The organism is Delftia sp. DT-2, from assembly GCF_028401915.1.
Taxonomy (GTDB): Bacteria; Pseudomonadota; Gammaproteobacteria; order Burkholderiales; family Burkholderiaceae_C; genus Comamonas; species Comamonas tsuruhatensis.
Genome location: NZ_JAQOTI010000005.1, coordinates 198,026 through 223,609, shown reverse-complemented (window position 1 = coordinate 223,609; position 25,584 = coordinate 198,026). Strand labels below are relative to the sequence as shown.

General features: G+C 63.4%; 32 protein-coding genes. 29 read left to right on the top strand and 3 right to left on the bottom strand.

Translation table 11 applies throughout. The features are described from left to right. Window positions 1–5: 5 nt before the first annotated feature. A complete protein-coding gene (locus PO605_RS10445) occupies window positions 6–347 on the bottom strand; it encodes a hypothetical protein (RefSeq protein WP_046238096.1) in 342 nt (113 codons plus the stop codon). A gap of 700 nt (window positions 348–1,047) precedes the next feature. Here PO605_RS10445 and PO605_RS31005 point away from each other — a divergent pair. Further along, entirely contained in the window at window positions 1,048–1,458 is a 411-nt protein-coding gene (locus PO605_RS31005; protein WP_080945228.1) for a helix-turn-helix transcriptional regulator, read from the top strand. On the opposite strand, the gene PO605_RS10440 is transcribed toward PO605_RS31005, so the two are convergent. Further along, complete coding sequence (locus PO605_RS10440) at window positions 1,347–1,811, bottom strand: helix-turn-helix domain-containing protein (protein ID WP_164846490.1); 465 nt, start codon at window positions 1,809–1,811, stop codon at window positions 1,347–1,349. The two genes, PO605_RS31005 and PO605_RS10440, sit on opposite strands and share 112 nt — an antisense overlap. Window positions 1,812–1,895: 84 nt before the next feature. Between PO605_RS10440 and PO605_RS10435 the strand changes: the two genes are divergently transcribed. The 11 genes from PO605_RS10435 (at window position 1,896) to PO605_RS10385 (ending at window position 7,107) form a co-directional block, all read left to right on the top strand. After that, window positions 1,896–2,108 carry a Cro/CI family transcriptional regulator gene (locus PO605_RS10435; protein ID WP_080945230.1) on the top strand — a complete coding sequence of 71 codons (213 nt, stop codon included), beginning with the start codon at window positions 1,896–1,898 and terminating at the stop codon, window positions 2,106–2,108. Then, window positions 2,101–2,451, top strand: coding sequence for a hypothetical protein (locus tag PO605_RS10430; RefSeq protein WP_236884600.1), 351 nt, complete (start codon window positions 2,101–2,103; stop codon window positions 2,449–2,451). Before PO605_RS10435 ends, PO605_RS10430 begins: the two co-directional genes overlap by 8 nt. Then, window positions 2,448–3,380 carry a hypothetical protein gene (locus PO605_RS10425; RefSeq protein ID WP_128422585.1) on the top strand — a complete coding sequence of 311 codons (933 nt, stop codon included), beginning with the start codon at window positions 2,448–2,450 and terminating at the stop codon, window positions 3,378–3,380. Before PO605_RS10430 ends, PO605_RS10425 begins: the two co-directional genes overlap by 4 nt. A 3-nt stretch (window positions 3,381–3,383) precedes the next feature. Continuing rightward, a complete protein-coding gene (locus tag PO605_RS10420) occupies window positions 3,384–3,911 on the top strand; it encodes a hypothetical protein (RefSeq protein ID WP_046238098.1) in 528 nt (175 codons plus the stop codon). Next, window positions 3,908–4,111: a hypothetical protein gene (locus PO605_RS10415; RefSeq protein ID WP_016452838.1), complete on the top strand. Its 204-nt coding sequence runs from the start codon at window positions 3,908–3,910 to the stop codon at window positions 4,109–4,111. Before PO605_RS10420 ends, PO605_RS10415 begins: the two co-directional genes overlap by 4 nt. Continuing rightward, window positions 4,108–4,818 (top strand): HNH endonuclease, encoded by a 711-nt coding sequence (locus tag PO605_RS10410; RefSeq protein WP_046238099.1) that lies wholly within the window; start codon window positions 4,108–4,110, stop codon window positions 4,816–4,818. Before PO605_RS10415 ends, PO605_RS10410 begins: the two co-directional genes overlap by 4 nt. Then, window positions 4,815–5,261: a hypothetical protein gene (locus PO605_RS10405; RefSeq protein ID WP_046238100.1), complete on the top strand. Its 447-nt coding sequence runs from the start codon at window positions 4,815–4,817 to the stop codon at window positions 5,259–5,261. The genes PO605_RS10410 and PO605_RS10405 overlap by 4 nt, the downstream gene beginning before the upstream one ends. Beyond that, window positions 5,254–5,754 carry a recombination protein NinB gene (locus PO605_RS10400; protein ID WP_046238132.1) on the top strand — a complete coding sequence of 167 codons (501 nt, stop codon included), beginning with the start codon at window positions 5,254–5,256 and terminating at the stop codon, window positions 5,752–5,754. Before PO605_RS10405 ends, PO605_RS10400 begins: the two co-directional genes overlap by 8 nt. Beyond that, window positions 5,751–6,164 carry a hypothetical protein gene (locus tag PO605_RS10395; RefSeq protein WP_046238101.1) on the top strand — a complete coding sequence of 138 codons (414 nt, stop codon included), beginning with the start codon at window positions 5,751–5,753 and terminating at the stop codon, window positions 6,162–6,164. The genes PO605_RS10400 and PO605_RS10395 overlap by 4 nt, the downstream gene beginning before the upstream one ends. After that, window positions 6,164–6,730 carry a nuclease domain-containing protein gene (locus tag PO605_RS10390; RefSeq protein ID WP_046238102.1) on the top strand — a complete coding sequence of 189 codons (567 nt, stop codon included), beginning with the start codon at window positions 6,164–6,166 and terminating at the stop codon, window positions 6,728–6,730. The genes PO605_RS10395 and PO605_RS10390 overlap by 1 nt, the downstream gene beginning before the upstream one ends. 131 nt (window positions 6,731–6,861) lie before the next feature. Next, window positions 6,862–7,107: a hypothetical protein gene (locus PO605_RS10385; protein ID WP_236884601.1), complete on the top strand. Its 246-nt coding sequence runs from the start codon at window positions 6,862–6,864 to the stop codon at window positions 7,105–7,107. A gap of 39 nt (window positions 7,108–7,146) precedes the next feature. Here PO605_RS10385 and chrA read toward each other — a convergent pair whose 3' ends face one another. Continuing rightward, on the bottom strand, window positions 7,147–8,505 hold the full coding sequence (chrA, locus tag PO605_RS10380) for a chromate efflux transporter (protein ID WP_046238104.1): 1,359 nt from the start codon (window positions 8,503–8,505) through the stop codon (window positions 7,147–7,149). Between the two features lie 962 nt (window positions 8,506–9,467). Between chrA and PO605_RS10375 the strand changes: the two genes are divergently transcribed. From PO605_RS10375 to PO605_RS10295, 17 genes are all read left to right on the top strand, one after another. Then, complete coding sequence (locus tag PO605_RS10375) at window positions 9,468–9,812, top strand: IPTL-CTERM sorting domain-containing protein (protein WP_236884602.1); 345 nt, start codon at window positions 9,468–9,470, stop codon at window positions 9,810–9,812. Window positions 9,813–10,620: 808 nt separating this feature from the next. Further along, entirely contained in the window at window positions 10,621–10,965 is a 345-nt protein-coding gene (locus PO605_RS10370; RefSeq protein ID WP_217649274.1) for a hypothetical protein, read from the top strand. A gap of 76 nt (window positions 10,966–11,041) precedes the next feature. Further along, window positions 11,042–12,094 (top strand): glycosyltransferase, encoded by a 1,053-nt coding sequence (locus PO605_RS10365; RefSeq protein ID WP_236884603.1) that lies wholly within the window; start codon window positions 11,042–11,044, stop codon window positions 12,092–12,094. 264 nt (window positions 12,095–12,358) lie between these two features. Next, window positions 12,359–13,060 (top strand): IPTL-CTERM sorting domain-containing protein, encoded by a 702-nt coding sequence (locus PO605_RS10360; RefSeq protein ID WP_070080374.1) that lies wholly within the window; start codon window positions 12,359–12,361, stop codon window positions 13,058–13,060. A gap of 1,438 nt (window positions 13,061–14,498) precedes the next feature. Then, the gene (locus PO605_RS10355) at window positions 14,499–15,167 is read left to right on the top strand and encodes a hypothetical protein (protein ID WP_016452827.1); all 669 of its coding nucleotides are present in this window, start codon (window positions 14,499–14,501) and stop codon (window positions 15,165–15,167) included. Beyond that, complete coding sequence (locus PO605_RS10350) at window positions 15,164–16,513, top strand: PBSX family phage terminase large subunit (RefSeq protein ID WP_046238105.1); 1,350 nt, start codon at window positions 15,164–15,166, stop codon at window positions 16,511–16,513. The genes PO605_RS10355 and PO605_RS10350 overlap by 4 nt, the downstream gene beginning before the upstream one ends. A gap of 84 nt (window positions 16,514–16,597) precedes the next feature. After that, window positions 16,598–16,966, top strand: coding sequence for a hypothetical protein (locus PO605_RS10345; RefSeq protein ID WP_236884604.1), 369 nt, complete (start codon window positions 16,598–16,600; stop codon window positions 16,964–16,966). Continuing rightward, the gene (locus PO605_RS10340) at window positions 16,953–19,295 is read left to right on the top strand and encodes a portal protein (RefSeq protein WP_046238107.1); all 2,343 of its coding nucleotides are present in this window, start codon (window positions 16,953–16,955) and stop codon (window positions 19,293–19,295) included. Before PO605_RS10345 ends, PO605_RS10340 begins: the two co-directional genes overlap by 14 nt. A gap of 1 nt (window position 19,296) precedes the next feature. Further along, window positions 19,297–19,539, top strand: a complete 243-nt coding sequence (locus PO605_RS10335; protein WP_016452823.1) for a hypothetical protein — start codon at window positions 19,297–19,299, stop codon at window positions 19,537–19,539. After that, on the top strand, window positions 19,536–20,117 hold the full coding sequence (locus PO605_RS10330; protein ID WP_046238108.1) for a glycoside hydrolase family protein: 582 nt from the start codon (window positions 19,536–19,538) through the stop codon (window positions 20,115–20,117). The genes PO605_RS10335 and PO605_RS10330 overlap by 4 nt, the downstream gene beginning before the upstream one ends. After that, window positions 20,114–20,608: a hypothetical protein gene (locus tag PO605_RS10325; RefSeq protein WP_046238109.1), complete on the top strand. Its 495-nt coding sequence runs from the start codon at window positions 20,114–20,116 to the stop codon at window positions 20,606–20,608. Before PO605_RS10330 ends, PO605_RS10325 begins: the two co-directional genes overlap by 4 nt. 146 nt (window positions 20,609–20,754) lie before the next feature. After that, a complete protein-coding gene (locus tag PO605_RS10320; RefSeq protein ID WP_080945233.1) occupies window positions 20,755–22,167 on the top strand; it encodes an SIR2 family protein in 1,413 nt (470 codons plus the stop codon). Window positions 22,168–22,281: 114 nt separating this feature from the next. Continuing rightward, window positions 22,282–23,253, top strand: a complete 972-nt coding sequence (locus tag PO605_RS10315; protein WP_272206429.1) for a hypothetical protein — start codon at window positions 22,282–22,284, stop codon at window positions 23,251–23,253. 8 nt (window positions 23,254–23,261) lie between these two features. After that, window positions 23,262–23,468, top strand: coding sequence for a hypothetical protein (locus PO605_RS10310; RefSeq protein ID WP_065346413.1), 207 nt, complete (start codon window positions 23,262–23,264; stop codon window positions 23,466–23,468). 58 nt (window positions 23,469–23,526) lie between these two features. Continuing rightward, on the top strand, window positions 23,527–24,642 hold the full coding sequence (locus tag PO605_RS10305) for a N4-gp56 family major capsid protein (protein ID WP_209803153.1): 1,116 nt from the start codon (window positions 23,527–23,529) through the stop codon (window positions 24,640–24,642). A gap of 26 nt (window positions 24,643–24,668) precedes the next feature. Beyond that, complete coding sequence (locus PO605_RS10300; protein ID WP_212646216.1) at window positions 24,669–25,118, top strand: hypothetical protein; 450 nt, start codon at window positions 24,669–24,671, stop codon at window positions 25,116–25,118. Window positions 25,119–25,199: 81 nt separating this feature from the next. Continuing rightward, the gene (locus PO605_RS10295) at window positions 25,200–25,583 is read left to right on the top strand and encodes a hypothetical protein (protein WP_160853473.1); all 384 of its coding nucleotides are present in this window, start codon (window positions 25,200–25,202) and stop codon (window positions 25,581–25,583) included. The last annotated feature ends 1 nt before the right edge of the window (window position 25,584 follow it).

Genomic DNA, 25,584 nt, shown 5'->3' with positions numbered 1-25,584 from the left:
CTCGATCAGTGGCGGTTTCGTTGAAGGTCCGCGATGTCTTCGCGGGCACGTTGGCGGGCATAGGCCCGCAGCCACTCGTCCATGGCGTTGCCCATGACGGTCAACTGCGGGTGTTCGGGGTTCAGGCTCTGGCCCATGCGCTCGCTAGCGGCGGCGATCTGCTGGGCCAGCTCGTACTGCGCGACCTGCAGGGCCTCCTGCACAAACTCGGCAGTGAAGGGCGGGCCGTAGTACTCGCGGACGTAGGTGTCCAGTTCGGAGTCTTCTGTCTCGGCGCGGTCATAGCGCGCCGCGTTCTCCGCAGCGGCCACTGAGGCCCAGCAGATAGAGGGGAGTCGTGCATTCATAGGCTGGGCCTCCAGAAATGAAAAGGGCCTGCGTCTGCAGGCCCTTGTGGGTGGGTCGATGGAGCCAGGTCAGAACCCACTCCAAAGGTTGAGATTGCCGGATGGCTCCGGCTCCATCGCGGCGGCGTCCTGGGAAAGGGCGCCAGCGTGATGGCCCTCTTTCGAGGACAGGCCGGATGCGCTCCGGCGGGCGTTGGTCTGGGCTTTTCTTTTCTTGGCATCCCAGTGCATGCCTCAAGCCGTATTTCTCCAATCCCCCCAGCTCAGGGTTCTGCGGGGCCTGTCCCAGTCTCCCGGCAGCTCTTACCTGCGTGAGCAGAGGCTGGTTCAGTGAGGCAGTGCGCCGACGACCTTTTGTATCCCGCTGCCGCCCGCGGTGCCTGTGTTTACCCAGCCGTGCGGCTGCATGAACGAGGGCGGCATGTTGGTGGCGCCCATCGGCAGCGAGATTGCTGCTGACGGGTTGAATTATCGGAACACCGAATTTGCTTGTCAATCGGAATTCCGAATTATTTTTGGAAATTTCCCGCGATCATGGATGGCCTTCCTTGGGAAATGTTCGGTGCTCCGAAGAGATACAACGCTGGGTTGCGCAACTGTGCGTTGCGAACCGCAATCTAGGATTGCGCAACCTACGATTGCGAGTGACACGGATGTAACTGTCTGCCATACTGTTAAAAAACACAGTACTGGGAGCTGAATGAAGTCGGAGCGGATGCACGGGTTAGGTGCCCGGATCAAGAGTGCGCGTATGGCGCTAGGGATGAGCCAGGACTACGTGGCCAGGTCCCTCGGAGGGACGAGGCAAGCGGTGTCGGCTTGGGAAAGAGGAATAGCTTCGCCTTCCGCAATCCAACTTGCAGAGTTGTCGGAGCTATTTTGTGTATGCGCTCACGAGCTGCTGTTCGGCGATAGTTTTGCGAAAAGCGGCATCAGGGCTCTGATGGTGCGCAAGATCGAAGCCACGGGTGTCCGCAAGCCAAGTGTCGTTACGGGTGATCAAAGGCCCTGGTCTACGAGCTTTTTGGCTGGCTTTCTCGCCGCTGGCGAGCGCGGTCCAGCTGCTGCTGTGGGTCGAACAGATGGTGCGGGGGGAGATTTGGCGGCCTGATAACTGTTGAACTCATGGTTCAGGTCGATGAGCATTGCGTCGCGCTTTGCATCGTCAGGGAGGCCGCGAAAGAGCATCACAAGCTGGGCTTCCAAGCCGGTGAGCTGTGCAAAGTTTGTGACTTCTGGAGGCCCCTCGCCGTCTAGCAGGTACTCAGGACGAAGTGCAAGGGCATGACACAAACCAAGAAAGTGCGACGCGCGCGGCTCCTTGGTTTTCCCTTTAAGCAATTCGTTAAGGGCAGGCTGGCCCATCCCAGCCAACTCCGCGAGTTCCTTCTGTTTGTAGCCACGATGTGCCATCCACCACTGTAGGCGGTCGCCGAAGGCAGCGAAGTCTGGAGGGGGCGTCATAAGCACAATCATCCATCCTTAAAAATTCGGAAAATCGATGTTTTTTCGTTGACCGATTTATCGGAATACCGAATAATCGGCGGCATGACACCCTCCGAACTCATCACCTACTTCAAGACCCAGGCGCTTGCCGCCCGTGCTCTGGGATGTGCGCAATCCTCAATCTCGGGATGGGTCGAGCAAGGCCACATACCTGACGGTCGCCAGTACCAAATTCAGTTGGCTACCGATGGGCGGCTGCTTGCGGATCGGCCGGCCTTGCGCATCGCTGTGGAAGGAGCAGGACTCAATGCGTGAAGCCCGTTCCAGCTCACCGCAGTCAATGCTTCGCCGTGCATCGCAACGGATAGTTGCTTTCGCCCGCGGCTCCGGTCGCACCAGTTGCTCCGACACCATGGAGCTGCGTCAGCAGTGTGACGCCAACACCCTGCGCGTGCTGGACGCGCTGGCCAGGGCCAAGGGCATGGAGCGCCCGGCCTACATCGAGGCGCTGCTGGAAGAGCATGCGAAAGAAGCGTTGCATGAGGCAAGTCTGATCGTGCGTCAGTTGCGGGGCAATCCACTGCTGGTGGAAGCGCTCGGAGCCCCACCGGAGACCTTTGGCTTCATCCCTGAGTCCGAGGGGAGCGCCGCAGAGTGAGCCTGTCAGCAACATTGCGCGAGGTGGGAAGGCCTGTTGCCTATTACCCGCGCCTGGCCCGATTCCTCGGCAGCGTCAACGCTGCCATCCTTTTCGCCCAGCTGCACTACTGGCACGACCGTGGCAGTGATACGGATCTGGGCGTCTACAAGACTTCCCAAGAACTCACCGAAGAGACGGGGCTCTCGTACCGCGAACAGGCAACCGCGCGTGCGCAGCTGCGCGCTGCCGGCTACCTGATCGAGACCAACCGGCGGCTGGAGCACAAGGTGTATTTCAAGCTGGTTCCGGAGGCCATCGATGCCGCATTCGAGGCATGGACAGAAGCGCAATCCGCGAACGACGAAAACGCATTTCGGGAAACGACAAAAGCGCAACCCGCGAAGTGCGGAAAGCGTCGTCGTCGGGCTGCGGAAACGTCGTTCGACGAACTGCGGAAAGCGCAATCCGGTAATAGTACAGAGACTACACATAAGACTACTGCATATATATCGACCAAGGCTGAAGCCTCGGCCGAGCCGATGCGTGTGCAGGACAACAAGGGTGTGGTCCATGAGATACCTGCGGACCTTCACTACCCGAAGGAAGGGCGCAAGACGCACAAGGCTTGGGTTGCCTATGCCATCGCGTACCACTCCAAGCACAAGGTCTGGCCGGTCTGGAACCAGACGGTTGCGGGTCAACTGAGCAAGTTCATTGACCGCGTGGGCGCCGAGCGCGCGCCGCGGGTGGCCTATCACTACGTGGCCAAGGTCAACGAGCCATTCGTTGTGAACCAGATGCACCCGGTGAAGCTCTTGCTGGCCAACGCTGAGACATGGTCCACGCAGGCGACGCAGAACCAGAACGGAGTGCAGCCGGCAGCGCCTGCGCCCGCACCCGTCCAAAACAAGCACAGCGCCGCCTATGCGGCCATCGTGGAGGACTGACCCATGCAATGCATTTCCGCGCTGGCACCTACAGCGCTGCACGACGGTGTGGGAGAGCCTGCCGTCGACCCCGCCGTCAAGAACTTGTTCCTCGTGATGCAGGGCTGTTATGGGGCGCTGTTCCTGAGCAAGTTCGCCACGGGCGTGCTGGACGATCAAGGCCGCGACCTGGGCGTACGCGCCGCGATGCGGGTCTGGCGCACGACGCTGGCCAAGTACTCGCCGGACGTGATCGAGTCCGCTGTCGCACGCCTGACGGCAGAGCACCCGGACTATCCGCCGCACCTGCCGCAGTTTGAGGCCATGTGCAGGGCCGCCACGCCGCGCAGGACGCACGCAGAGGAGCAGGGCTGGCTGGCACTGCCGGCGCCCAACGCGGCGCCTGTGCACGTCCAGATCGAGCCGCAGGGCGATGGCAAGGACTGGGCCCGCCGCATCGTGGCGCGCGTGCAGGCCGGCGACCAGACGCTGACGCGCACGTCCATCCGCGCCGCGATGCAGGCCCTGGGCATGGAGGGCTGGCCGCGATGACGCTGCTGCAGCTGCTCAAGACCGGCGCCGTGCTGCGCTACCGGCCGGGATTCCGCTTCTACGCGGTCCAGCAAGGCCGCGAAATTTCCGTCAACCAGGTCGAGGCCGAGGCAGCCGTGCGCGCCGGCAGCGTCCGCCCCGAAAGCTCCGGCCCCGATGGGTTCGGTGTCTACCACTTCGCTCTCAGGAACACCCGATGAACCGCAGGTTTGAATTCGACCGCGACCAGGTGCTGGCCACCATTGAAGCCGGCCCTGTGCAGTACGCTGCCCTGGCCGGCACCATGTCAGATTCGGCACGCGCCCAGCTACGCGCCATCATTGACGCGCTCGTGTCCGAAGGGCGCATACGCCTGATTCAGTTGGACCGTTTCCCTCACTACGTGGCCGCCGATTGGGTGATGTCCGACGAGCTGCGCCTGCAGCTGATCGAGGGCAAATGCCGTCGCACCCTGGACGGCTGCTTGATCTGGACCGGCTACATCGACCCGCGCCGTGGCCCCATGGTGCGCTTTGGCCCGGACGGGTCGGTCACATCCGCACGCCGCGTGGTCTGGGCGATCAAGCGCGGCCCGCTGGGCCTGCAGCAGACCGTGCGCGCTGGTTGTGACGATCCCGCATGCGTGGCCTATGAGCACATGAAGCTGGGCACCCGCGCCGACAAAGCGCGCGGCCGCAGCCTCACGCCGCTGACCAAGCTGCGAATTGCCCGCGCACAACAGGCAGCGCGCGGCAAGTTGACCATCGAGAAGGTGCGAGCCATCCGTGCGAGCGCGGAATCGGAGACTGTGCTGGCAGAGCGCTACGGCGTCTCGAAGCCCACCATTGGCCAGATCCGCAGGAACGAGACGTGGCGGGAAGAGGGCGGCATGTTCACCGCGCTGATCCCGGGGAGGGCACGGGCATGACTGTGATCCTTGGAATGGACCCCGGAGCCAACACGGGCGTGGCCGTTTTCGTGGATGGTCAGCTGGTGGAGCTGCTGACGATCCCGCCGCACCACATCGAGCGCACGCTGGCCGCACGCATGCCGTCGCGCGTGGTCTTCGAGGACAGCCGGCTGCAGTCGCACACCTGGACGCGCGGCAAGACCGGCGCCGCCAGCGCCAAGATGGCGCGCAACGTGGGCCAAGTGGACGCGCGCTGCGCGGACATCACGGCGCACTGCGCAGACCTGGGCATCCCCGCCCACGGTATCAGCCCTGCAGGGAAGGGCGGCAAGCTGGATGCGCGGCGCTTCGCGGCCGTCACGGGCTGGGCCGGGCAGAGCAACGAGCACAGCCGCGACGCTGCCATGGTGGCCTGGCCCTACCGCCGCGCTGCGGATCTGCGGGGAGGTGGCCGTGGCTGAAATCGCCCTGCACGCCCATTGGGACGGCCCCGAGCAGGCCCGGGCCAACTTCCTGCAGCGCGTGGCGCCCTGGTGCATGCAGCAGTGGGAGGCTGGCCGCCGGCTGGAGGTGTTCGTGCGATTGCACGAGGACGCCAAGAGCGACCGGCAGCGGACCTTCTATCACGACTTCGTGCTGGCCGAGATCGCGCGCCAGGTGGTCATCGACGGCCGCCGGCACTCGAAAGCCACCTGGAAGGAACACTTCCGCGCGGAGTACTTGGGCAGCCGCGCAGTGACGCACCATGACCCGATCAGCGGCGCCACGACCACCACGCAGGAGCGCATCAGCACGGAGAGCCTGGGCGTGCGCGAGTACGGCGACCTGATCGACCGCGTGATGGCCCACGCCATCAGCGACTTGGACGTGGAGTTCCCGGCGACCTTCGAGCAGTGGGAGCGGGAGCAGACCCATCCGGACACGGGTGAGGTGATTGGCGGGGTGTGCCCATGACCGCGCGCAAATGCCTGTTCTGCGGCGGGAAGGCCGAGCTGCTGTGCGATACCTGGCTGGGTTGGGAGCGCAAGCGGGGCGAGCTGGAGCAGAAGGCGCCGCACCTATTGGCGGCGCCGTCGCACGCGATCCCCATCCGTTACCGGGCAGTCCATACCTGCGATGCGCCGTTGTGCCAGGCCTGTGTCCACAGCGCTGGAACGATGTTCTTCCGGATGCGCGGCCATGGCTCATGGGCAGAGAGCATCGACTACTGCCCTGGCCACGACAGCGGCGACCGCAGGACCGAAATCACCGGGCTGCAGGCCGAGGCCATGCGCGCCCGCTGGCGTGCCGGTGCGCTGGCTCGCCGGGGGCTGGTGGAACAGGGAGGCCAGCAGCTGGGCCTGTTCATGGAGCAGCAGTCCTGATGCGCCGCACTGCCTTCAAGTCCGGCGGGGCAGGGTTCCGCCGGCGGGCCGCTCCTGCGTCCCATGCTGCCCACGAGCTGGCGCGCGAGCAGCGCCTGGAGGCCCGTGCTGCCCGCACCATGGCCGAGGCTCGGCCGCGCGCTGCCACTGGGGCGGTCATCGACCAGCACCAGGTCGTGCCCGCGCCAAAGACTGTGGCCCAGCGCAACCCGCGCCTGCGTGCCTTGGCCAAGGGCCAGCAGTGTCTGCTGCTGGTACCGGGGATCTGCACCAACGACAGCGCCACGGTGGTCTGCTGCCACAGCAATCTGTCTATTCACGGGAAGGGTGAGCGCAGGAAGGCCGACGACCACTACAGCGCCTGGGGCTGTGCCGCGTGCCATTCCTGGCTGGACCAGGGGCCTGCGCCGGCCGCGCGTAAGGAAGCCGCATTCATGGCCGCGCATCTGCGCCAGGTCCTGGCATGGCGCGCGCTGGCCTACGCCCCGAACATCGATGCCCGCGACCGCGCCGCTGTGCTGTGGGCGCTGGGCCTGCTCAACGCCACGCCGATTCTGGATTTTTGAAAGAGGACCATCTTGGAAACCAAGGCCGCGCACACGAACCGCGACGACACGCAAAAACAAGAAGGTGGCCCCGCTTGAACTGCATGGATTGGATGGCTGGCCAATTGGAAGGCCGGCAGGAGGAGGAGGGCATGCGGCGCAACAACCCGCGCCCTCAAGGCGTCATCCGCCCGGGAAGTGGCACCGACGTGCTGCTGCGGTTTCTGCGCCAGGCCCCCGGGCGCTGGTTCTTCCACTGCGAACTGGTCTTGGCCCTGGGCCGCAGCAAGGGCGAAATCGATTGGGCGCTGCTGTATTTGGTGCGCGAGCGCCTGGTGGAAAGCCGACTCACTGAGCTGCCAGCGCGTAAGCCGGTTCTACGGTACAGGCTGCAGTAGCGGTGGTAGGTGCCGCATCTATAGCCTCCATGATTCCGGTCAGGCGAGCCGAACCAAAAGTCCTGCCAGCCCCGCCACGGCAATGACCGGGACAACGCCCGCCTTGAACCGGATGAGCGCGACAGCCGCAGCAATCCCTATGGCGATTGATGCCCAGTCTACCGCACCGGTAAGACCACTCGGCCAGAAGACGTGATAAGCGAAAAATGCTGCCAAGTTCACTATCACACCCACCACGGCGGCCGTAATGGCAGTGAGGGGGGCTGTGAATTTGAGATTGCCGTGCGTGGACTCGATGAATGGGCCACCCAGCAGAATGAAGAAGAACGAGGGCAGGAATGTGAAGAACGTGGCCACAGTCGCCGCGACTGCCCCACCCAGCAGCAATGAATGCGTACCGTAGATCTCCTTAGTCCATCCGCCAACGAATGCGACAAATGAAACGACCATGATGAGCGGGCCAGGCGTAGTTTCACCAAGTGCCAGTCCGTCGATCATCTGGGTGGGCGTCAGCCATTGGAAATGATCTACCGCACCCTGGTACACGTATGGCAGCACCGCGTATGCTCCACCGAAGGTCATCAGCGCTGCCTTGGTGAAGAACCAACCCATGTGGAACAGTACTGAATCCAGTCCATAGAACCACGCCAGGCAACCGATTGCAGCAATCCAGATTCCGGTGAATGACACCATCACCGTCCAGAATCTATGCCAAGAGAAGAGTGCATGCGCTGGCGGCGGGGTGGCGTCATCGATGAGTGCAGGCGCAGAGGTCGCCGACGTGCCTGAAGTGCTGTGTGCGACACTTCCACGAAATGCATCCGGCTGGATTCGACTCACGGCGTAGCCGACCAAGGCTGCCACCGTGACGATGATCGGGAAGGCTACGTTCAGCGCAAAGATGGCAATGAAAGCCGACACTGCGATTCCCCACAACCAGCCGTTCTTCAACGTTCTGGAGCCGACTCGATATGCGGCTTGCACAACCAAGGCTGTGACTGCAGGCTTGATGCCGTAGAAGATGCCCGCAATGACCGGCATGTCTCCATGGGCCATGTACAGCCAAGCGAGTCCGATGATGATGAACAGTGACGGCAGAACAAAGAGCAGCCCTGCCAAGATTCCGCCCCATGTGCGATGTAGCAGCCAGCCGATGTAGGTTGCCAGTTGCTGCGCCTCTGGGCCTGGCAACAGCATGCAATAGTTCAATGCATGCAGAAACCGCTTTTCAGAAATCCAGCGTCGGCGTTCGACCAGCTCTTCGTGCATTAGGGCAATCTGCCCTGCAGGGCCTCCAAAGCTGATGAAGCCTAGCTTCAGCCAGAAACGCAGCGCTTCGGAAAGCGGCAGAGGCGATGTGCTTGCCGGATCGGCGGCGATGGGCGAAGTGGTGTCCATAGAAACTCCATAGCGAAATTCCAGCGCTTGGACGAGACACCGTCTACCCGAGAGGGACGGGAGGCTGCATTCCCGATAGCTGTGATGCTACCCCAGATGCATGGACTGAAGTGGTGGCGCATCCGGTTTTTGATCATGTGCAGGCAGCAGCATCCCGGTCTGAAGCGATTAGGCTTTTCCCTGCCACAAAGGCCTGCGGAGTTATCGCCAGACCTGCGTCGGCGTCCCAACGGGCCGCGAAGGCGTCTGCAAAGCCCACGCTGGCCGAGCGCCTGCAGATCGCTGCGCGCCGCCTGTAGATGCCCAGATAGAGGAAGCTCGTCTTGCTGCCATGAGGCCAGGGCGCTGCGCTCGCACACTTTGGTCAAACAAGCCCTGTGCCAAACCGGCCAGGGCTTTTTTCATTGGCAACAAACGCGCTTCAGTTGGGTAGCACGCTAATAGTTAATAGCTTTCAATAAATGAAACGAGGCTATCAATTGTTAATTTTTGTTAACTAAATGCTATTTTGTATCTGATGATCATGCCGCTCGGGCGTGCACCAGGGAGGTTGCATGCCCGCTTGAAAATTTGGGGGCATGACGCCCCGTCGCGGAGATCATCAAATGGTAGGACTTGGTAAGCGGGGCGTTGCTTCGCTGGTTCTGAGCGCAGCGGTGTGTGGATCGGCTTGGGGGCAGATGGTCGTGCCGCCTGGGAGCAGCATTGATCTTGCTGGGGGCTCTTTCCAGCTTCCTTGCACGGCGGTCCTCATGCAAGGCGAGTTGACTTTGGGTACGGGAAGTTTTGACACAGGTTCGTTCGCTTTCGACTCAGGGGCTACCGTCACTGGGACGGGGGGGCAACTGAACGTCAGTGGGGACCTCACAAGCACCGTGCCGTTGAATCTGGGAGCCAGCAGCGTAGTTCTGTCGGACAGCTGTGCGCCTGGTTCTGTACTTCAACTTGGCGGGAACATCATCGTGAAAGATCTCACGCTGATCAGCACCACCGCCACTCCGCCCACCATCGTCCTGCCGGCGGGCACCAACCTGACGGTTCTTGGAACGCTGACCCTGGGCACTCCTGGTCGGCCGGTCGTGCTGACTTCTTCTGGCCCGGGCACTGCCGTTGTCACGATGGGGCCTGGCGCCACGTTGTCGAATCCCAGTGGTAGCACCGTACCTGGAAATGTGCAGATCGGGGCACCGGTGGTGACTTCTCCGGCAAGCATCCCCACGCTCAGTACCTATGGGCTGATGTTGATGAGCTTGATGCTTGGTGGTCTGGCCCTGGGGCGCCAACGCCGTAGCCGCACAACATCCTGAACTGTTCATTCCTTCCCACGGCATCCTGGGCTCGCAGGTCTGGCGCAGGATGCTCAAGTGCTCTTATCTCACCGGCAGCTGAACTATGTCCCGTAAAGAAAACACCACACCTTCTCGCCTGATTTTTGCTTTGTGCCTGGGCGCTGGCTTCCTCGCTCCGGCAGCGCAAGCTGCAGACGTCAGCATCACCATGCCGGCAGGTGGAAATTTTGTGATCAAGAATTCGGCGGGGGCAGAACGCCTGCGTGTGCAGAACACCGGCCAAGTGCTGGTACCGGCCCTGCCAGCCGATGCTGCTACTGGCAACCAGCTGCTGTGCGTTGACGGCGCCACGGGGCAATTGGTGCATTGCGCGCCGGGCGTGGGCGGTGGGGCCACGGGAGCCACAGGCGCGACTGGCGCGACTGGCGCCACGGGGGCAACAGGTCCTGTAGGCGTGACCGGCGCCACGGGTGTTGCTGGCCCGACAGGCGCAACGGGAGTCACTGGTCCGACTGGGGCCACCGGTGCGGGCACCCCAGGCACCACGGGTTCGACGGGAGCCACTGGCGCGACTGGACCCACCGGACCTACAGGGGCCACGGGTGCAACCGGCCCGACGGGCCCGACCGGCATGACAGGGGCTACGGGCGCGACCGGGGTCCAGGGTGACACAGGTCCCACAGGGCCTCAGGGCCCGCAAGGCATTCAGGGAGTCCAAGGCATCCAGGGTGTGACGGGTGCTACAGGTGCGGGACTTCAAGGCCCCACAGGCCCCACAGGTCCTCAAGGGCCCTCGGGTTCCGGAGGGTTCATCCAGACCTTTGCCGTGAGCAGTACCAACAGCAACAGCACCTATCCCACCTATCTGAACACCATCGCGCTCTTGGCATCTGAACAAGACACCTTACGCTTGGTCCCTGTTGCTTGCACCACGAGTACCATTTGGGCCGCACAAACCAACAGCAAGAATCTGACCAGCATGCAGGTGAGCCTGCGCAAGAATGCGACCAGCGTGCTGGCCAGTTGCACGCTGAACGCCAGCACGCCTGTGTGCAGTGCCACGGGGAATGATCCCCTGGTGGCTGGCGATCTCATCTCCGTGGAGCTGGCCGGCGTTGAAAGTCTCAGCTCCAAAACGACCGGGCTGGCCATCACCGTGACTTGTCAATAAATGCCGTCAGCCGCGACGCATGCCTAGCCTCCCGCCTTTACAGCACCAAGGTCTCCGCGCCCGCATCTGCCTGAACATGATCGTCAAGAACGAGGCCCCGGTGATCGCGCGTTGCCTGGCCTCGGTCAAGCCGTGGGTGGACCATTGGGTGATCGTGGACACGGGCTCCAGCGATGGCACGCAGGATCTGGTGCGCCGTTGCATGGAGGGCGTACCCGGCAGCCTGCACGAGCGGCCCTGGGTGGACTTCGCCCACAACCGCAACGAGGCGCTGGAGCTGGCGCGGCCGCACGGCGACTACCTGCTGTTCATCGATGCCGACGAGCAGCTGCGCGTGCCCGAAGGCTTTGCATGGCCGGCGCTGGAGGCGGACGGCTGCATGCTGTCCTGCCACATGGCGGGCACCGAATACCAGCGCAATGCGCTGATCGCCACGCGCGTGGACTGGCGCTGGGAAGGCGTGCTGCACGAGTACCTGACCGCCCCGGCGCACCAGCCCTGGCAGATGCTGGCGGGGCCGTTCATCGATGTCTCGCACGACGGCGCGCGGGCGAGGGACCCGCAGACCTACCTACGCGACATCGCCGTGCTCGAGAAGGCTGTGCGCGAGGAGCCTGGCAACACCCGCAACGTGTTCTATCTGGCGCAAAGCCACCGCGACGCGGGCCAGATCGAGTCCAGCCTGCACTGGTACCGGCAGCGCGCCGCCATGGGCGGCTGGGCCGAGGAGCAGTGGTTTGCGCTGTTCCAGATCGGCGTGCTGCTGGAGCGCTCGGGCGCCGAGCCGGCCGCCGTGCGCGAGGCCTATCTCACCGCCTATGCCGCGCGCCCGCAGCGGGCCGAGCCCCTGTGCGAGCTGGCGCGCTACCACCGCGAGCGGTCCGAGTTCGCCCTGGCCTGCCTCTATGCGCGCCAGGCCGCCGCGCTGCCGCGCCCAGCGGAGGACATCCTGTTCATCGACGCCCAGGTCTATGCCTGGCGCGCACTGGACGAGCTGGCCGTCAGCGCCTTCTACACCCCGCTGCGCGACCTGGGCCGTGCCGCGCTGCAGCAGTTGCTGGCTGAGCGCCGCTACCCTGCCAGCGAGCAGGCACGCATCGAAGCCAACCGCCCGTTCTACGGCCTGTAGAAGACGGGAAAGAACACTGACTTTTCTGAATCCCTGTGTTAGACCGGCCAGGGCTTTTTCATTCTTGGCACCAGACGCGCCTCAGTTGGATAGTGTGCTAATAGTTGATAGTTTTCTATAAATGAAATGAAGCTATCAATTGTTAATTTTTGTTAACTAAATGCTATTTTGTATCTGATGATCCTGCGGTGGGGCCTGCACCAAGGAGGTTGCGTGCCCGCTTGAAAACTTAGGGGCATAACGCCCCGTCGCGGAGATCATCAAATGGTAGGACTGGGTAAGCGTAGCTTTGCTTCGCTGGTTCTGAGCGCAGCGGTGTGTGGATCGGCATGGGGGCAGATGGTCGTGCCGCCGGGGAGCAGCATTGATCTTGCTGGTGGCTCTTTCCAACTTCCGTGCACGGCGGTCGTCATGCAGGGCGAGTTGACTTTGGGTACGGGGAGTTTTGACACCGGTTCGTTCGCTTTCGACTCCGGGGCTTCGGTCACTGGGACAGGGGGGCAACTGAACGTCAGCGGGGACCTTACGAGCACCGTCCCGTTGAACCTTGGGACCAGCAGCGTAGTCCTGTCGGACAGCTGTGCGCCCGGTTCTGTCCTGCAGCTGAGCGGCAACATCGTCGTGAAAGATCTCACGCTGATCAGCACGACAGCCACCCCGCCCACCATCGTCTTGCCGGCGGGCACCAACCTGACGGTTCTTGGAACGCTGACTCTGGGCACTCCTGGTCGGCCGGTCGTGCTGACTTCGTCTGGCCCTGGCACTGCCGTCGTCACGATGGGGCCTGGCGCCACGTTGTCGAATCCCAGCGGTAGCGCCGTACCTGGAAATGTGCAGATCGGGGCACCGGTGGTGACTTCTCCGGCAAGCATCCCCACGCTCAGTACCTATGGGCTGATGTTGATGAGCTTGATGCTTGGTGGTCTGGCCCTGGCTCGCCAACGTCGTAGCCGTACAACACTCTGAGCTGTTCATTCTCTCTCTTCATCCTGGGCTCGTAGGTCTGGCGCAGGGTGCCCAAGTGCTTTATCTCAACGGCAGCTGAACTATGTCCCGTAAAGAAATCAACGTACCTTCTCGCCTGATTTTTGCTTTGTGCCTGAGCGCTGGCTTCCTCGCGCCTGTCGCGCACGCTGCTGATGTCAGCATCACCATGCCTCCAGGCGGAAATTTCATTATCAAAAATTCGGCAGGGGCCGAGCGTCTGCGTGTACAGAACACAGGTGAAGTCGTGGTTCCGGCTTTGCCGGCCGATACAGCCACTGGCAGCCAGCTGCTGTGTGTCGATGGCGTGACGGGACAACTGGTGCATTGCGCTCCAGGCATTGGCGCAGGAGCCACGGGTGCGACGGGGGCAACAGGACCCACGGGCGCCACAGGGGCTATCGGTCCCGTGGGTCCTACAGGCGCAGGGGCGACGGGAGCCACGGGCTCGACAGGTGTTACTGGAGCGACAGGCGTAACGGGGCCGACAGGCGCCACGGGCGTGACGGGAGCCACGGGTCAGACGGGCGCTACTGGTGAGACAGGAGCGACAGGCCCAACAGGTGCGACGGGCGCCACGGGTGCCACCGGCCCCACGGGCAATACCGGTGCCATAGGTCCGCAGGGTCCTCAGGGCTTGCAGGGTATACAAGGCGTCCAGGGTGTCCCCGGCACCACAGGAGCTTCGGGCAATGTGGGTGCGACGGGTCCCCAGGGTATTCAAGGCGAGACCGGTGCCACGGGCGCGACAGGGCCTGCTGGTCCTGCCGGCGGTGGCGTGACTTTGGTTGACGCCAACAATGTGACCCTGGGTAAGGTGGTGAGCGCGGCGCGGAATAACATCACTCTCGTGACCAGCACGGGCCACCTGATGGTGATGTCCTGGGATGGGACGCTTCCCAACGCTCAGATCTATTACAAAGGCACGGGCCCTGGCAACTGCTCAGGTGAAGGTTACTTGAATTCAGGCAGTCCCACGACGGCAAGCTCCATCTACGCCAAGACGGTTGTATGGTCGCTTTCGCTGGGCTCATTCATGGTGACCTCGGCGACACCTCAGTCCAACGGAACGGTCCTGGCCGTTATGCCGACAGGTATCACAGGGTTTGACAATTCGAGTTGCGGAACCTCTACCGGGGGCCAGTACGGCTGGCTGCTGCAGCCCGTTACGGCAGCTCAGATTGGCCTTCCCTCGCCGATCGTTGCGCCCTTGAGGCTGCAGTAGGCGCAAAAGCTAGTCTGTGATGGAAGCAGGGCCCGCAATTGCGGGCCTTGTTTTATGTTACGTGTCATCAGGACTCCGCGCCAGGATCGGCACACGACTCGTGTTCAGCGCAGTACGCCTGTATGCCCTGCGACAGAGCTGCTTCCTCAGGGTTGTTTTGCGGAATGCCGTCCCAAGCCTGCCAGCTTCGGGAGGATGAGCAAGGAACAAAAGCAGGCCCCGCAGTGGGAGCGCATCGAGCTGGACTACAGGGCTGGCATCAAGAGCCTGAGGCAGATCGCAGCGGAGCAGGGCATCAGCGAGGGGGCGATCCGCAAGCGGGCCAAGCGTGACGACTGGAGCCGTGACCTGTCGGAGCGCATCCAGGAGAAGGCAGAGCAGCTGGTACGCAAAGAGGCGGTACGCAGCGAGGTACGCGCGGAGCGTACTGCGTCCGAACGTGAGGTGGTGGACGCGAATGCGCAGGCTGTGGCCACCATCCGGCTGGCGCACAGGCGGGACATCCAGCGGGCACGCAAGATCACCAACGCGCTGCTGGATGAGTTGGAGCAGATGGCAGACGCGGACACGGTGGCCTACCTGCAGGAGCTGGGCGAGATGCTGCGCTCGCCCGACGACAACGGCATGGACAAGCTGAATGACCTCTACCAGAAGGTCATCAGCCTGCCGGAGCGCTCCAAGACCATGAAGGTGCTGGCCGAGAGCCTGCGCATCGTGGTGGACATGGAGCGCCAGGCCTTCGGCATGAACGACAAGGACGCGGGCAAGGGGCCGAACGGTGGCGGCAACGTGGGCCACTTCGAGCTGCACTTCGTGGATGCGCCAGCGCGTGAGCACGATCCGCGCGACGGGGAGGGCGCATGAACCTGCTGTCCGCCAGCCTGCAGGCCGCGCACCTGGCCGGCGAGGACCCGGAACCAGATTTCGCCGAGGACTACGAGGTTGACCGCTCGCGCGTCCGGGTCGAGTTCCCCGCGAAGCTGCGTGGCCTGTTCCAGCCCAAGCGCTTCAAGGTCATGTACGGCGGGCGCGGCGGGGCCAAGTCCTGGTCTGTGGCCATGGCCTTGCTGGTGATGGGCAGCAACCGCCCCCTGCGCATCCTGTGCGCGCGCGAGATCCAGAAGTCAATGCGGGACTCGGTGCACCGCCTGCTGTCCGACCAGATCGCGGCCTTGGGCCTGGGCGGCTTCTACGAGGTGCTGGACACGGAGATCCGCGGCGCCAACGGCACGCTGATCCTGTTTGCGGGCCTGCAGAGCCACACGGTGGACTCGATCAAATCCTATGAGGCCATCGACATCGTGTGGGTGGAAGAGGCCCAGAGCGTCAGCGCGCGCAGCTGGGAGGTGCTGGTGCCGACCATTCGCCGGCCTGGCTCGGAAATCTGGCTCACGCTGAACCCGGACCTGGCCACGGACGCCACCTATGCGCGGTTCATCGATGCGGCCGACAGCGACACCTGGCTGTGCGAAATCAACTGGCGGGACAACCCATGGTTCCCCGAGGTGCTGGAGAAGGAGCGCCGCCGGCACTTCAAGCGCGACCCGGACACCTACTGGAACGTCTGGGAGGGTCGCCCCAAGCGCACGCTGGCCGGCGCGATCTATGCGAAGGAGGTGGAGCGCCTGTACAATGAAGAGCGCGTGTGCCTGGTGCCCTACAACCCCAAGCTGCCCGTGCACACGGTCTGGGACTTGGGCTGGGCCGACAACATGGCCATCGCATTCGTGCAGCGCACGGCCATGGATTTCCGCGTCATCAACTTCATGCAGGACAACCAGAAGACGCTGGAGTGGTACGTGGAGCAGATGGAAAAGCTGCCCTACCGCTGGGGCACGGATTTCCTGCCGCACGACGGTGCCCACGGCGACTTCAAGACCGGCCAGACGGCCCAGCAGATCCTGGAGGACATGGGCCGCGAGGTGGAGGTGCTGGAGCGCGCGGGCCTGGAGTCGGGCATCCGCCTGGCGCGCGGCATCTTCGCCACCGCCTATATCGATGAGAAGCGCTGCGCCGCACTGCTGGAGTGCCTGAGCCGGTATCGGCGCCAGATCGACCCGCGCACGAACGAGCCCGGGGCGCCGCTGCACGACGAAGCCAGCCACGGCGCCGACGTGTGGCGCTACATCAACATGGCCCTGCCGCTGATGGACAACGACACCCAGGGCGCCAAGCCCAGGAAGCCGCGCGGAGGCGGCATGGCGCGGTGATCCCGTACCAAGCCTGCCACTTTCGCGGGCATGCCTGCATGTATCGACCTGCGCAAAGCGCACCTTCACCGCCAGCATGGGGACTTGCTGGCCGTCTACACCTGGATCAACGCCGAACGCGCGCTGGTCCTGATTCCAGCCTATCGCCCCAAAGCCCCGTGGTACGTGGTGATGGAGAGTGCAGCCTATCTCTACGATGACCCCGCCTATCTGGCCCGCGCCTGCGTCAAGGCCTGCGAGGTGCTGGGCATTGAGCCCAACCGGCCGAACTGGGTGCGCGTGGCCACCATCGTCAACGAGGGCCTGCCGGACCTGGTGGGCATGCCCAGCGAGCCCACATGGCAGCGCGCGGGCCAGGAGTTCGGCACCCTGGTGGTCAAGTCGAACGGCCAGGAAATCGCGGCCGAGGCGCTGACCATCCCGGACGCGGGGGCGGAATATGTCCCAGCCTGAAGCCCGCTTCAACCGCCGCGCGGGCGTGGGCGATCGCATCCTGAACGACGTACCGCTGGAGTTTGACCAGGACGGGGAGGAGGACAGGCCTGCTCACCCCCTGGACCAGGCCGAGGCCCGTAATACCCTACGCAAGCTCCTGAGCTGGTACTACCGGGAACGCGAGATCCAGGCCGAGAACCGCCTGCAGATGTCCATCGACGCCGACTACTACGACGGCGACCAGTGGGACCCGGCTGACGCGGCCGTGCTGGAGGAGCGCGGCCAGGTGCCCCTGGTGTTCAACGAGGTGGCCGTGATGTGCGACTGGCTCATTGGCACGGAACGGCGCGCGCGCGTGGACTGGAGCGTGCTGCCGCGCGCTGAGGACGACGTGCAGCTGGCCGACGTGAAGACCAAGGTGCTCAAGTACGTCAGCGACGTGAACCGGACCACCTTCAACCGCTCGCGCGCCTTCGAGGACACCGTGAAGGTGGGCGTGGGCTGGGTGGACTCCGGCGTGCGCAACGACCCCACCAAGGACATCCTCTACGACAAGTACGAGGACTGGCGCAATGTGCTCTGGGACTCGATGGCCATGGAGCCGGACCTGAGCGACGCGCGCTACCTGTTCCGCACGCGCTGGGTGGATGAAGACGTGGCCATCACCATGTACCCGCAGCGCCGCGACGTGCTGGAGCGGGCCGTGCTGCGCGAGGAGGAGTTCAGCGCCCAGCAGTGGGCCGAGGATGAATTCTTCTTCCAGGGCCACACCAGCGAGCGCCACGTCAGCGGCACCAGCGGCAGCTACCTGGCCGGCGGGCGCGGCAACATCGACAGCGAGGCACGGCGCCGCGTGCGCCTGATCGAGTGCCAGTTCCGCATGCCGGCGTCCGTCCAGGTGGTGACCAGCGGCCCCTTCAAGGGCTCGTTCGTGGAGCCCTGGGACCATGCGCTGCGCGCCGTGGTGGGCGCTCATGGCGGCTCCATCGTGGAGCGTGTCGCCATGCGCATGCACGTCGCGGTCTTCACCGAGGGCCATCTGCTGGCCCTGGGCCCAACGCCCATGCGCCACAACAGTTTCAGCCTGACACCCATCTGGTGCTACCGCCGCGGCCGCGACCGCATGCCCTATGGCGTGGTGCGCCGCGTGCGCGATCTGCAGATGGATCTGAACAAACGGGCCAGCAAGGCGCTGTTCCTGCTGTCCACGAACCAGATCTTTGCGGAGAAGGGCGCCTTCGATGACATCAACGAAGCGCGCGAGGAGGTCAACCAGCCGGACGGCGTGGTGATCTACAAGGCCGGCAAGAAGTTCGAGGTCCACCGCGACAGCGAGATGGCCGCCGGCCAGGTGCAGATGATGACGCTGGACGGCCAGGCCATCCAGAAGTCCGCAGGCATCAGCGACGAGAACCTGGGCCGGCGCACCAACGCCGTCAGCGGCCGCGCGATCGAGGCCCGCCAGCTGCAGGGCTCGGTCGTGACCACGCAGCCCTTCGACAACCTGCGCTTCGCTGTGCAGATCCAGGGCGAAAAGCTGTTGAGCCTGGTGGAGCAGTGGTACACGGAGGAGAAGGTCATTCGCCTCTCGGGCCACAAGGGCCGGCTGGACTGGGTGAAGGTCAACCAGCCCGAGGTCCAGCCAGACGGCAGCGTGCGCTACCTGAACGACATCACGTCCAGCATGGCCGACTTCGTGGTGTCCGAGCAGGACTATTCGGGCACGCTGCGCCAGGTCATGTTCGAGAGCCTGAACCAGCTGGCAGGCCGTCTGCCGCCCGAGGTGGCCATCCGCATCATGACGCTGGCCATGGAGTACTCGGACCTGCCGAACAACGACCTGGTGGCCGACGAGCTGCGCAAGCTCACCGGCGAGCGCGACCCCAACAAGCCCCTCACGCCCGAGGAGCAGCAGCAGGTCCAGCAGCAGATGCAGGCCCAGGCCGAGGCCCTGCAGATGCAGCAGGAGAGCGCGCGCCAGGCGCTGGCCGAGCAGCAGGCCAAGGTCCGGGAGATCAACGCCCGCGCCGAGAAGCTGGAAGCCGAGGCCGAGCAGCTGCGCGCCGCCGGCGGCAACCCGGCGCTGGCCCAGCAGATGGAGGGCGTGGCCGCCACCGTGCGCCGCGATGCCGACCTGGAGCTGGACGAGCTGCGCCGCAAGCTGGCCAAGACCCAGGCCGACCTGGCCAACAAGACGCTGCAGATCAAGGGCGACCAGGACGTGCGCCTGCAGGTGGCGCACATCGAGGCCGACTCGCGCGAGCGCGTGGCCCAGATCCAAGCGCAGAGCCGCCAAACGCTCGACGCCATGTCGGGCCGGCTGAACCAATTCGACAACAAGGACTGATATGGATCGAGAAACCATCGTGCGCACGGCGGCCGTGGAGGGCGCCAAGGCGGCGCCGCCGGTCACGGTCGTGGCCACCAACGTGGCCAACGGCTGGACCATGACCCACACCGCCACGGCCCTGACCATCCTCTACGTGGTGCTGCAGGTCATCTACCTGCTTTGGCGCTGGAGCAATGAGCGCGAGGACCGCCGGGCGCGCCAGGCGCAGGAGCTGGCCGCAGCATGCGAGGCGCGGCCATGAGCGGGAGCCGAGTGCCGGCCGCAGGCCTGGGCATTGGCGCCGCCATCCTGGCGTCCTGGATCGCGGTCGAAGGATTCAGCGCAGCGCCCATCATCCCAGTGCGCGGCGACGTGCCCACCATCGGCCATGGCGCCACGCGCTACGAGGACGGCACGCGCGTGACCATGGCAGATCCTCCCATCACCAGGGAGCGCGCCCGAGACCTGGCCGCCAACCTGCTGGAGCAGCAGTACGGGGCCTGCGTGCGCGATTCCCTGGGCGGCACGCGGGTGCATCCGGCCGAGTTCGCCCAGGCGGTGGACTTCGCGGGTCAGTACGGCTGCGGGGCTTGGCGCGGCTCTTCGATGCTGACGCGCACGCGGGCCGGCGACTACGCCGGTGCCTGCCAGGCCTACCTGGCCTACCGCTTCATGACCAGCGCCCAGCCCCTGCAGGGCTACAGCGCCTACCAATGGAGCGCGGGCGGGAAGCCCACGCGGTGGCGCTTCGATTGCTCTGCACCCGGCAACAAGGTTTGCCGCGGCGTCTGGACTCGCCAGCAGGCACGGCATGCCGCATGCATGGACGTGCAGCAATGAGCGTGCGCGCCATCACCCATCTGGCCGCCGCCGGGCTGGCCGCGTTCCTGGCCTGGAGCTACCAGGGCGCTCGCCTGGGCGCGGACTTGGCCGAGGCCCGCGCTGCAGCTGTGGGCGAAAAGCTGGCTGTCAGCACAGCCCAGCGCGCGGCAGACGCCCGCGTGCGCCGGGCAGAACAGTCCATCAACACCAACTATCAGGAGGCGCTGAATGCTGCCCGAACCCGCGAGGCGCTGCTGCGCCGCCATCTTGACCAGTTGCGCGCTGTCTCTGACAGCCTGCGCGAGCAATCCGCAGATGCCGCCCGCCGACTTGCCAGCGCTCCCCCTGCAGCCGTCCTTGAGTACGCCACTGCCCTCAATGCCGTATACGACGACTGCCGCGCAGCGTATGGGGACATGGCAGCAAAAGCTGCAGGGCACGCAACTGATGTCCAAACCCTCGGCGGCGCCTGGCCCGTGATTCCGAGCCGGCTGGATGGCGCGCCTTAAATCTCCTGGAGAGACACAAGTTGTCGCGCCCGAGCTGCATACCGGCGTGAGGTCCATGAGTACACAGTTTTGTGCGCTCAGCCGCGCCGTTCCTGCTAGGCTATGTCGTACGCATTGAAGTGTTCAATAGCATAGAGGAGAAAAGGATGGCAGGTTTTGCCCAATACCAAGAAGAGATGAAAACAGATATTACGGAGACACTCCAAGCACTGCAGTGTCAGCCAATTCTGTTTGTTGGAAGCGGATTTTCACTGCGTTATGCAAATGGACCAAGCTGGCCTGCTCTATTGAACCAGTTGGCTCAAATGTGCCCAACTATTGATAGGGATTTTGCTTACTACAAGCAGAAATTTGATGGCGATCTAAGTTCAGTTGGCTCTCACTTTGTCAATGAATTTTTCGAATGGGCATGGAGTAAAGAAGGAAAACAGCATTTTCCGGAAGAATTGTTTAAAGAAAATATTCCAAGGGACGCATATATAAAACATAAAGCCGCTGAAATTCTGTCAAAGCTAGATATTAAAGGTCTGGATGAAGGTTTACAGAATGAAATTGATGCGCTTGGTAAACTTGGGCCTCATGCGATAATTACCACGAACTATGATAATCTCTTGGAAGGATTATTTCCTCAGTATGAAGTGATTGTCGGTCAGAAGGTTTTCCGTCAATCATCTTTGGTGCTTGGTGAGATATTTAAGATACACGGATCCATCAGTGAGGCAGATTCAATAGTCTTAACGAAAGAAGATTACGATGTATTTAACCGGGATAAGAAGTATCTTAGTGCCAAGTTGCTGACCTATTTTGCTGAGCATCCATTATTGTTCATTGGTTATAGCGCGTCGGACCAAAATATTAAGAATATTCTCTATGACATGAGTCGGATGTTCACGCCTACTACCATGTTGATCCCCAATATTTTTATATTGCAATGGGATGATCAAATTACGGAAGCTTCCGTGCCGGCGAAAGAACATGTTTTAGAGGTTGGGGATGATTTAACTGTAAGAATAAAGAGTATTTCTGCTAAAGACTTTGCATGGGTCTATGAGGCTTTTGGTGCAGCGAGTACGATGGAAAAGGTTAACTTGAAAGCACTACGGGCACTCGCTGGAAGAATTCATAGTCTGATTAGAACTGACGTACCTACAAGAAATGCGCAGCTTAATTATGAAGCACTTGAGCATGCCATTGCGAACGATGAAGCATTTGGAAAGCTGTTCGGTGTCACTGGTTTGGGTGATCCAGCAGCTGCAAATGCGAATCATCCATATACGGCGACTCAGCTGGCTGAGAAACTAGATTTGGCGAACTGGTATCGAGCTAATCTATTGATAGATAAAGTTAAGACTGAGACCGGATTCGATATGAAGTGTTTTGATAATGTCTATCATGTTGCAATAAAGACGGGTAAATCTAGTATAACGAGAAAATATTCTGACATTGCTGTGGCTCTTTTAAAGAAAGTTGGTGCAGGCCAGCCGTATGAAATTCCCAAAGCAATATTTGATTTGCAGCCTAAACCTAAGGCTCCAGTTATGTCGCAGTTGAAGCTTTAAATCGTCATCGCTTCCAGGAGAGAAAATTTCGGCCGAGGAGCTTTCGCGGTGGTCCGCAAGTACCGTACCAAGCCTGCCACCCTGCCGTGATCTAAACCACGCAAGGACGCACACATGAGCTTGAACGACGACCACCTGCGCCTCCTGTCCGACGCCGAGCGCGAGGCCATGGAAGCCGACGAAAACGACTACGACCCCGAGGAAGACAACGCTGCAGCGCTGGCTGCCCTGGGGCGCGGCCCCCTCGATGCGGCAGAGGAAGACGAGGGCGACGACGCCGACGCGGGCAAGGGCAAGCCCGAGCCCAGCACGCCCACCGAGCCCACTGAAACCACCGCTGCGCCCGCCGCAGCGCCTGCAGCCGCTCCTGCTGCTGCACCCGCAGAACCCACCGATGCCACGCAGCCGACCGACGCGCCGGCTCCGAATCCGCAGACTGCACCGCAGGCCGGCGGCTACCGCGCGGAACTGCCCGCCGACTACGACGCCCAGGTGAAGGCCAACAAGGACGCCGTGGCCGCCGCGCGCGCCAAGTTCAACGAGGGCGAGCTGGAGCAGGCCGAGCTGGACGCGGAGCTGGACCGCCTGCAGGACGAGCGCGACCAGCTGCGCGACATGAAGACGCGCGCCACGGTGTCGGCCGAGATGCAGCAGCAGTCCACCCACCAGGCCTGGACCGCCACCATCAACGGCTTCTTCGAGGAAGCGGCCCAGAGCGCAGAGCTGGGCATCGTGGACTACCGCAAGGACGCGGCCAAGCAGGCGGACCTGGACGCCATGGTGCGCGCGCTGGGCGCGGCGCCCGGCAACGAGCACAAGCCCATGCGCTGGTTCCTGGAAGAAGGGCATCGCCGCGTGGTGGCCCTGCATGGCATCGCCACGACCAAGAAGCCGGCGGACGTGCGGCGCAAGCCTGACGCCTCGGCCGTGGTCACCAACCTGGCCGACGTGCCTGGCGGCGCGGGCGATGCCGACCCGGTGAGCGACGAGTTCGCCGAACTGGACAAGCTCACTGGCCTGGACTACGAGCGTGCGCTGGGCCGCCTGTCTGAGGACAAGCGCGCGCAGTACCTGCGTTCGCTGTGAAGGAGCCCATGGCACAGACAACTGCATCGGCGCCCGACATGCGCCGCATTTTCATGGAGTTGCGCACGGGCGATGTGCTGGAGGTGGGCGGTGTGCGCATCCAGCTGGAATACAAGAAGGGGCAGGCCGCACGCATGGTGATCGCGGCGGCGCCGGATACCTGCGTTCGCAAGATCGCAGCGGCCTCGCGGCCCGTACCAAGCCTGCCAACCTGAACACCGAACTTTTTCAACCGGGGCGCTGGAGTGCTCGCTACCACAATAGGAGCAATCCATGGGTAAGACCGTTGTGGGCGTGAACAGCCCGCGTGCCGTCAAGCGCTTTTCTGGCGACTTGGCTCTCGATGTGTCCCAGGCCTCGTACTTCGGCAAGCGCTTCGCGGCCGTGGGCCAGGGCGCCAAGACCCCTATCCAGCTGCTGACGGACCTGGAATCCGAAGCCGGTGACCTGGTCAGCTATGACCTGCTGGCCGAGCTGCGCATGGCGCCCGTCGAGGGCGACGATGTGCTGGAGGGCAAGGAAGAAGGGCAGCGTTTCTACACCGATGAGCTGTACATCGACCAGGCGCGCGGCGGCGTCAACACGGGCGGCCGCATGTCGCGCAAGCGCACGCTGCACGATCTGCGCATGCGCGCCAAGCAGCAGCAGGCCAACTGGTGGGGCCGCTTCCAGGACGAACTGACTTTCACCTACCTGTCGGGCTCGCGCGGCATCAATGCCAACTTCATCCTGCCGCTGGGCTACCAGGGCCGTGCCAAGAACCCGCTGACGGCGCCTACGCCCAACCAGCACCTGTTCGGCGGCGATGCCACGGCGGTGGCCAACCTGGATGCCACCGACAAGATGTCGCTGGCCGTGGTGGACCGTGCCCGCGTTCGGGCGGACAGCCAGGGTGGCGGCGCCACCAACATCCCCGTCATGCAGCCCTGCGTGGTCGATGGCGAGGAAGTGTTCGTCATGGTCATGCACACCTTCCAGGAAGACGACCTGCGCAAGGAAACCGGCACGGGCGGCTGGCTGGAACTGCAAAAGGCCGCGGCCGCTGCTGTGGGCTTCAAGTCGCCGCTGTTCAAGAGCGCGCTGGGCATGTACCGCAACGTGGTGCTGCACTCGCACCGCAACGTGATTCGCCACAACACCCACGGTGCCACGGGCGACCTGGAGACGGCGCGTGCGCTGTTCATGGGTGCGCAGGCCGGCGTGATGGCGTTTGGCTCGCCGGGCACGGGCATGCGCTACGGCTGGCATGAGGAAACCCGCGACAACGGCAACCAGGTCGTGATCACCACGTCGTCCATCTTCGGCGTCAAGAAGTCGGTCTTCGAGATCGAGGGCGAGAAGCAGGACCACGGCGTCTACGGCATCGACACGGCCGCTGCTTCGCGCTGATCCCCACCGAACGAAAGGAGTCATTCATGGCTTTCAAGCAACTCAGTGCCGTGGCCGCAGGCCATCAGGCCCCCATCACCCCCGGCGGCTCCGAGCTGGTGCGCTCGCGCTTCGGCCAGCCCCTGGCCGTGGCCGACCACGCAATCGGCGCCCGTGGCGTCGTCGGCATCCTGCCCGCCGGCACTCTGCCCGTGTCCCTGTTCATCCGCGTGCCTGCCGCCCTGGGCGCGGGCTTCAAGGCCTCCATCGGCCTGGCGGATGCGGACGGCGACATCAGCACGGCAGCCGACGACGGCGGTGGTGCCTGGGTGACGGACAACGACGCGGGCGCGGCCGGCGGCTATGTGCACCTGGTGCCTGCAGCCTTTGCCAAGCTGGTGCCCAAGGACCAAGACCGCCACATCGTCCTGAAGGTCACAGGCGCGGGCACGGCCGCAGGCCTCTTCGCCCTGGACCTGATCTACACGAACGCCTGACAGCGTGTGCGCGCCCCGCAAGGGGCTTTTCCCCGGTGGCATCCGCTGCCGGGGCTTTTTGAACCCCGGAGAACCATCACCATGAAGCTGTTCACTTCGCTGCCCGCACGCAAGGACGGAACCCTGATCGTGCGCCTCAAGGGTGCCACCTATGTCTTCAATGGCAAGCCGCTGGCCTGCGACGTTGAGGACGAGGCAGATGCCAAGCACCTGCTGGCCCGCAACTTCCAGACCGAGGAGGAGTTCGAGGCCGAGCAGAAATTCCTGCGCCTGTCTGCCGAGCGCGAAGCCCGCCGCGCAGCCCAGGACGGCAAGGCTCCATCCTCGCGCGGCACCTTCTCGCCCGGCGTGGGCCCGGACGATGACGACGACCTGGACGGCGGTACGGGCATGCCCCAGGAATCCGACTCGGCCCCCACCGGCCGCGTGCGCAAGGCCTCGCGCGCTTCCAACGTGACCGGCTGAT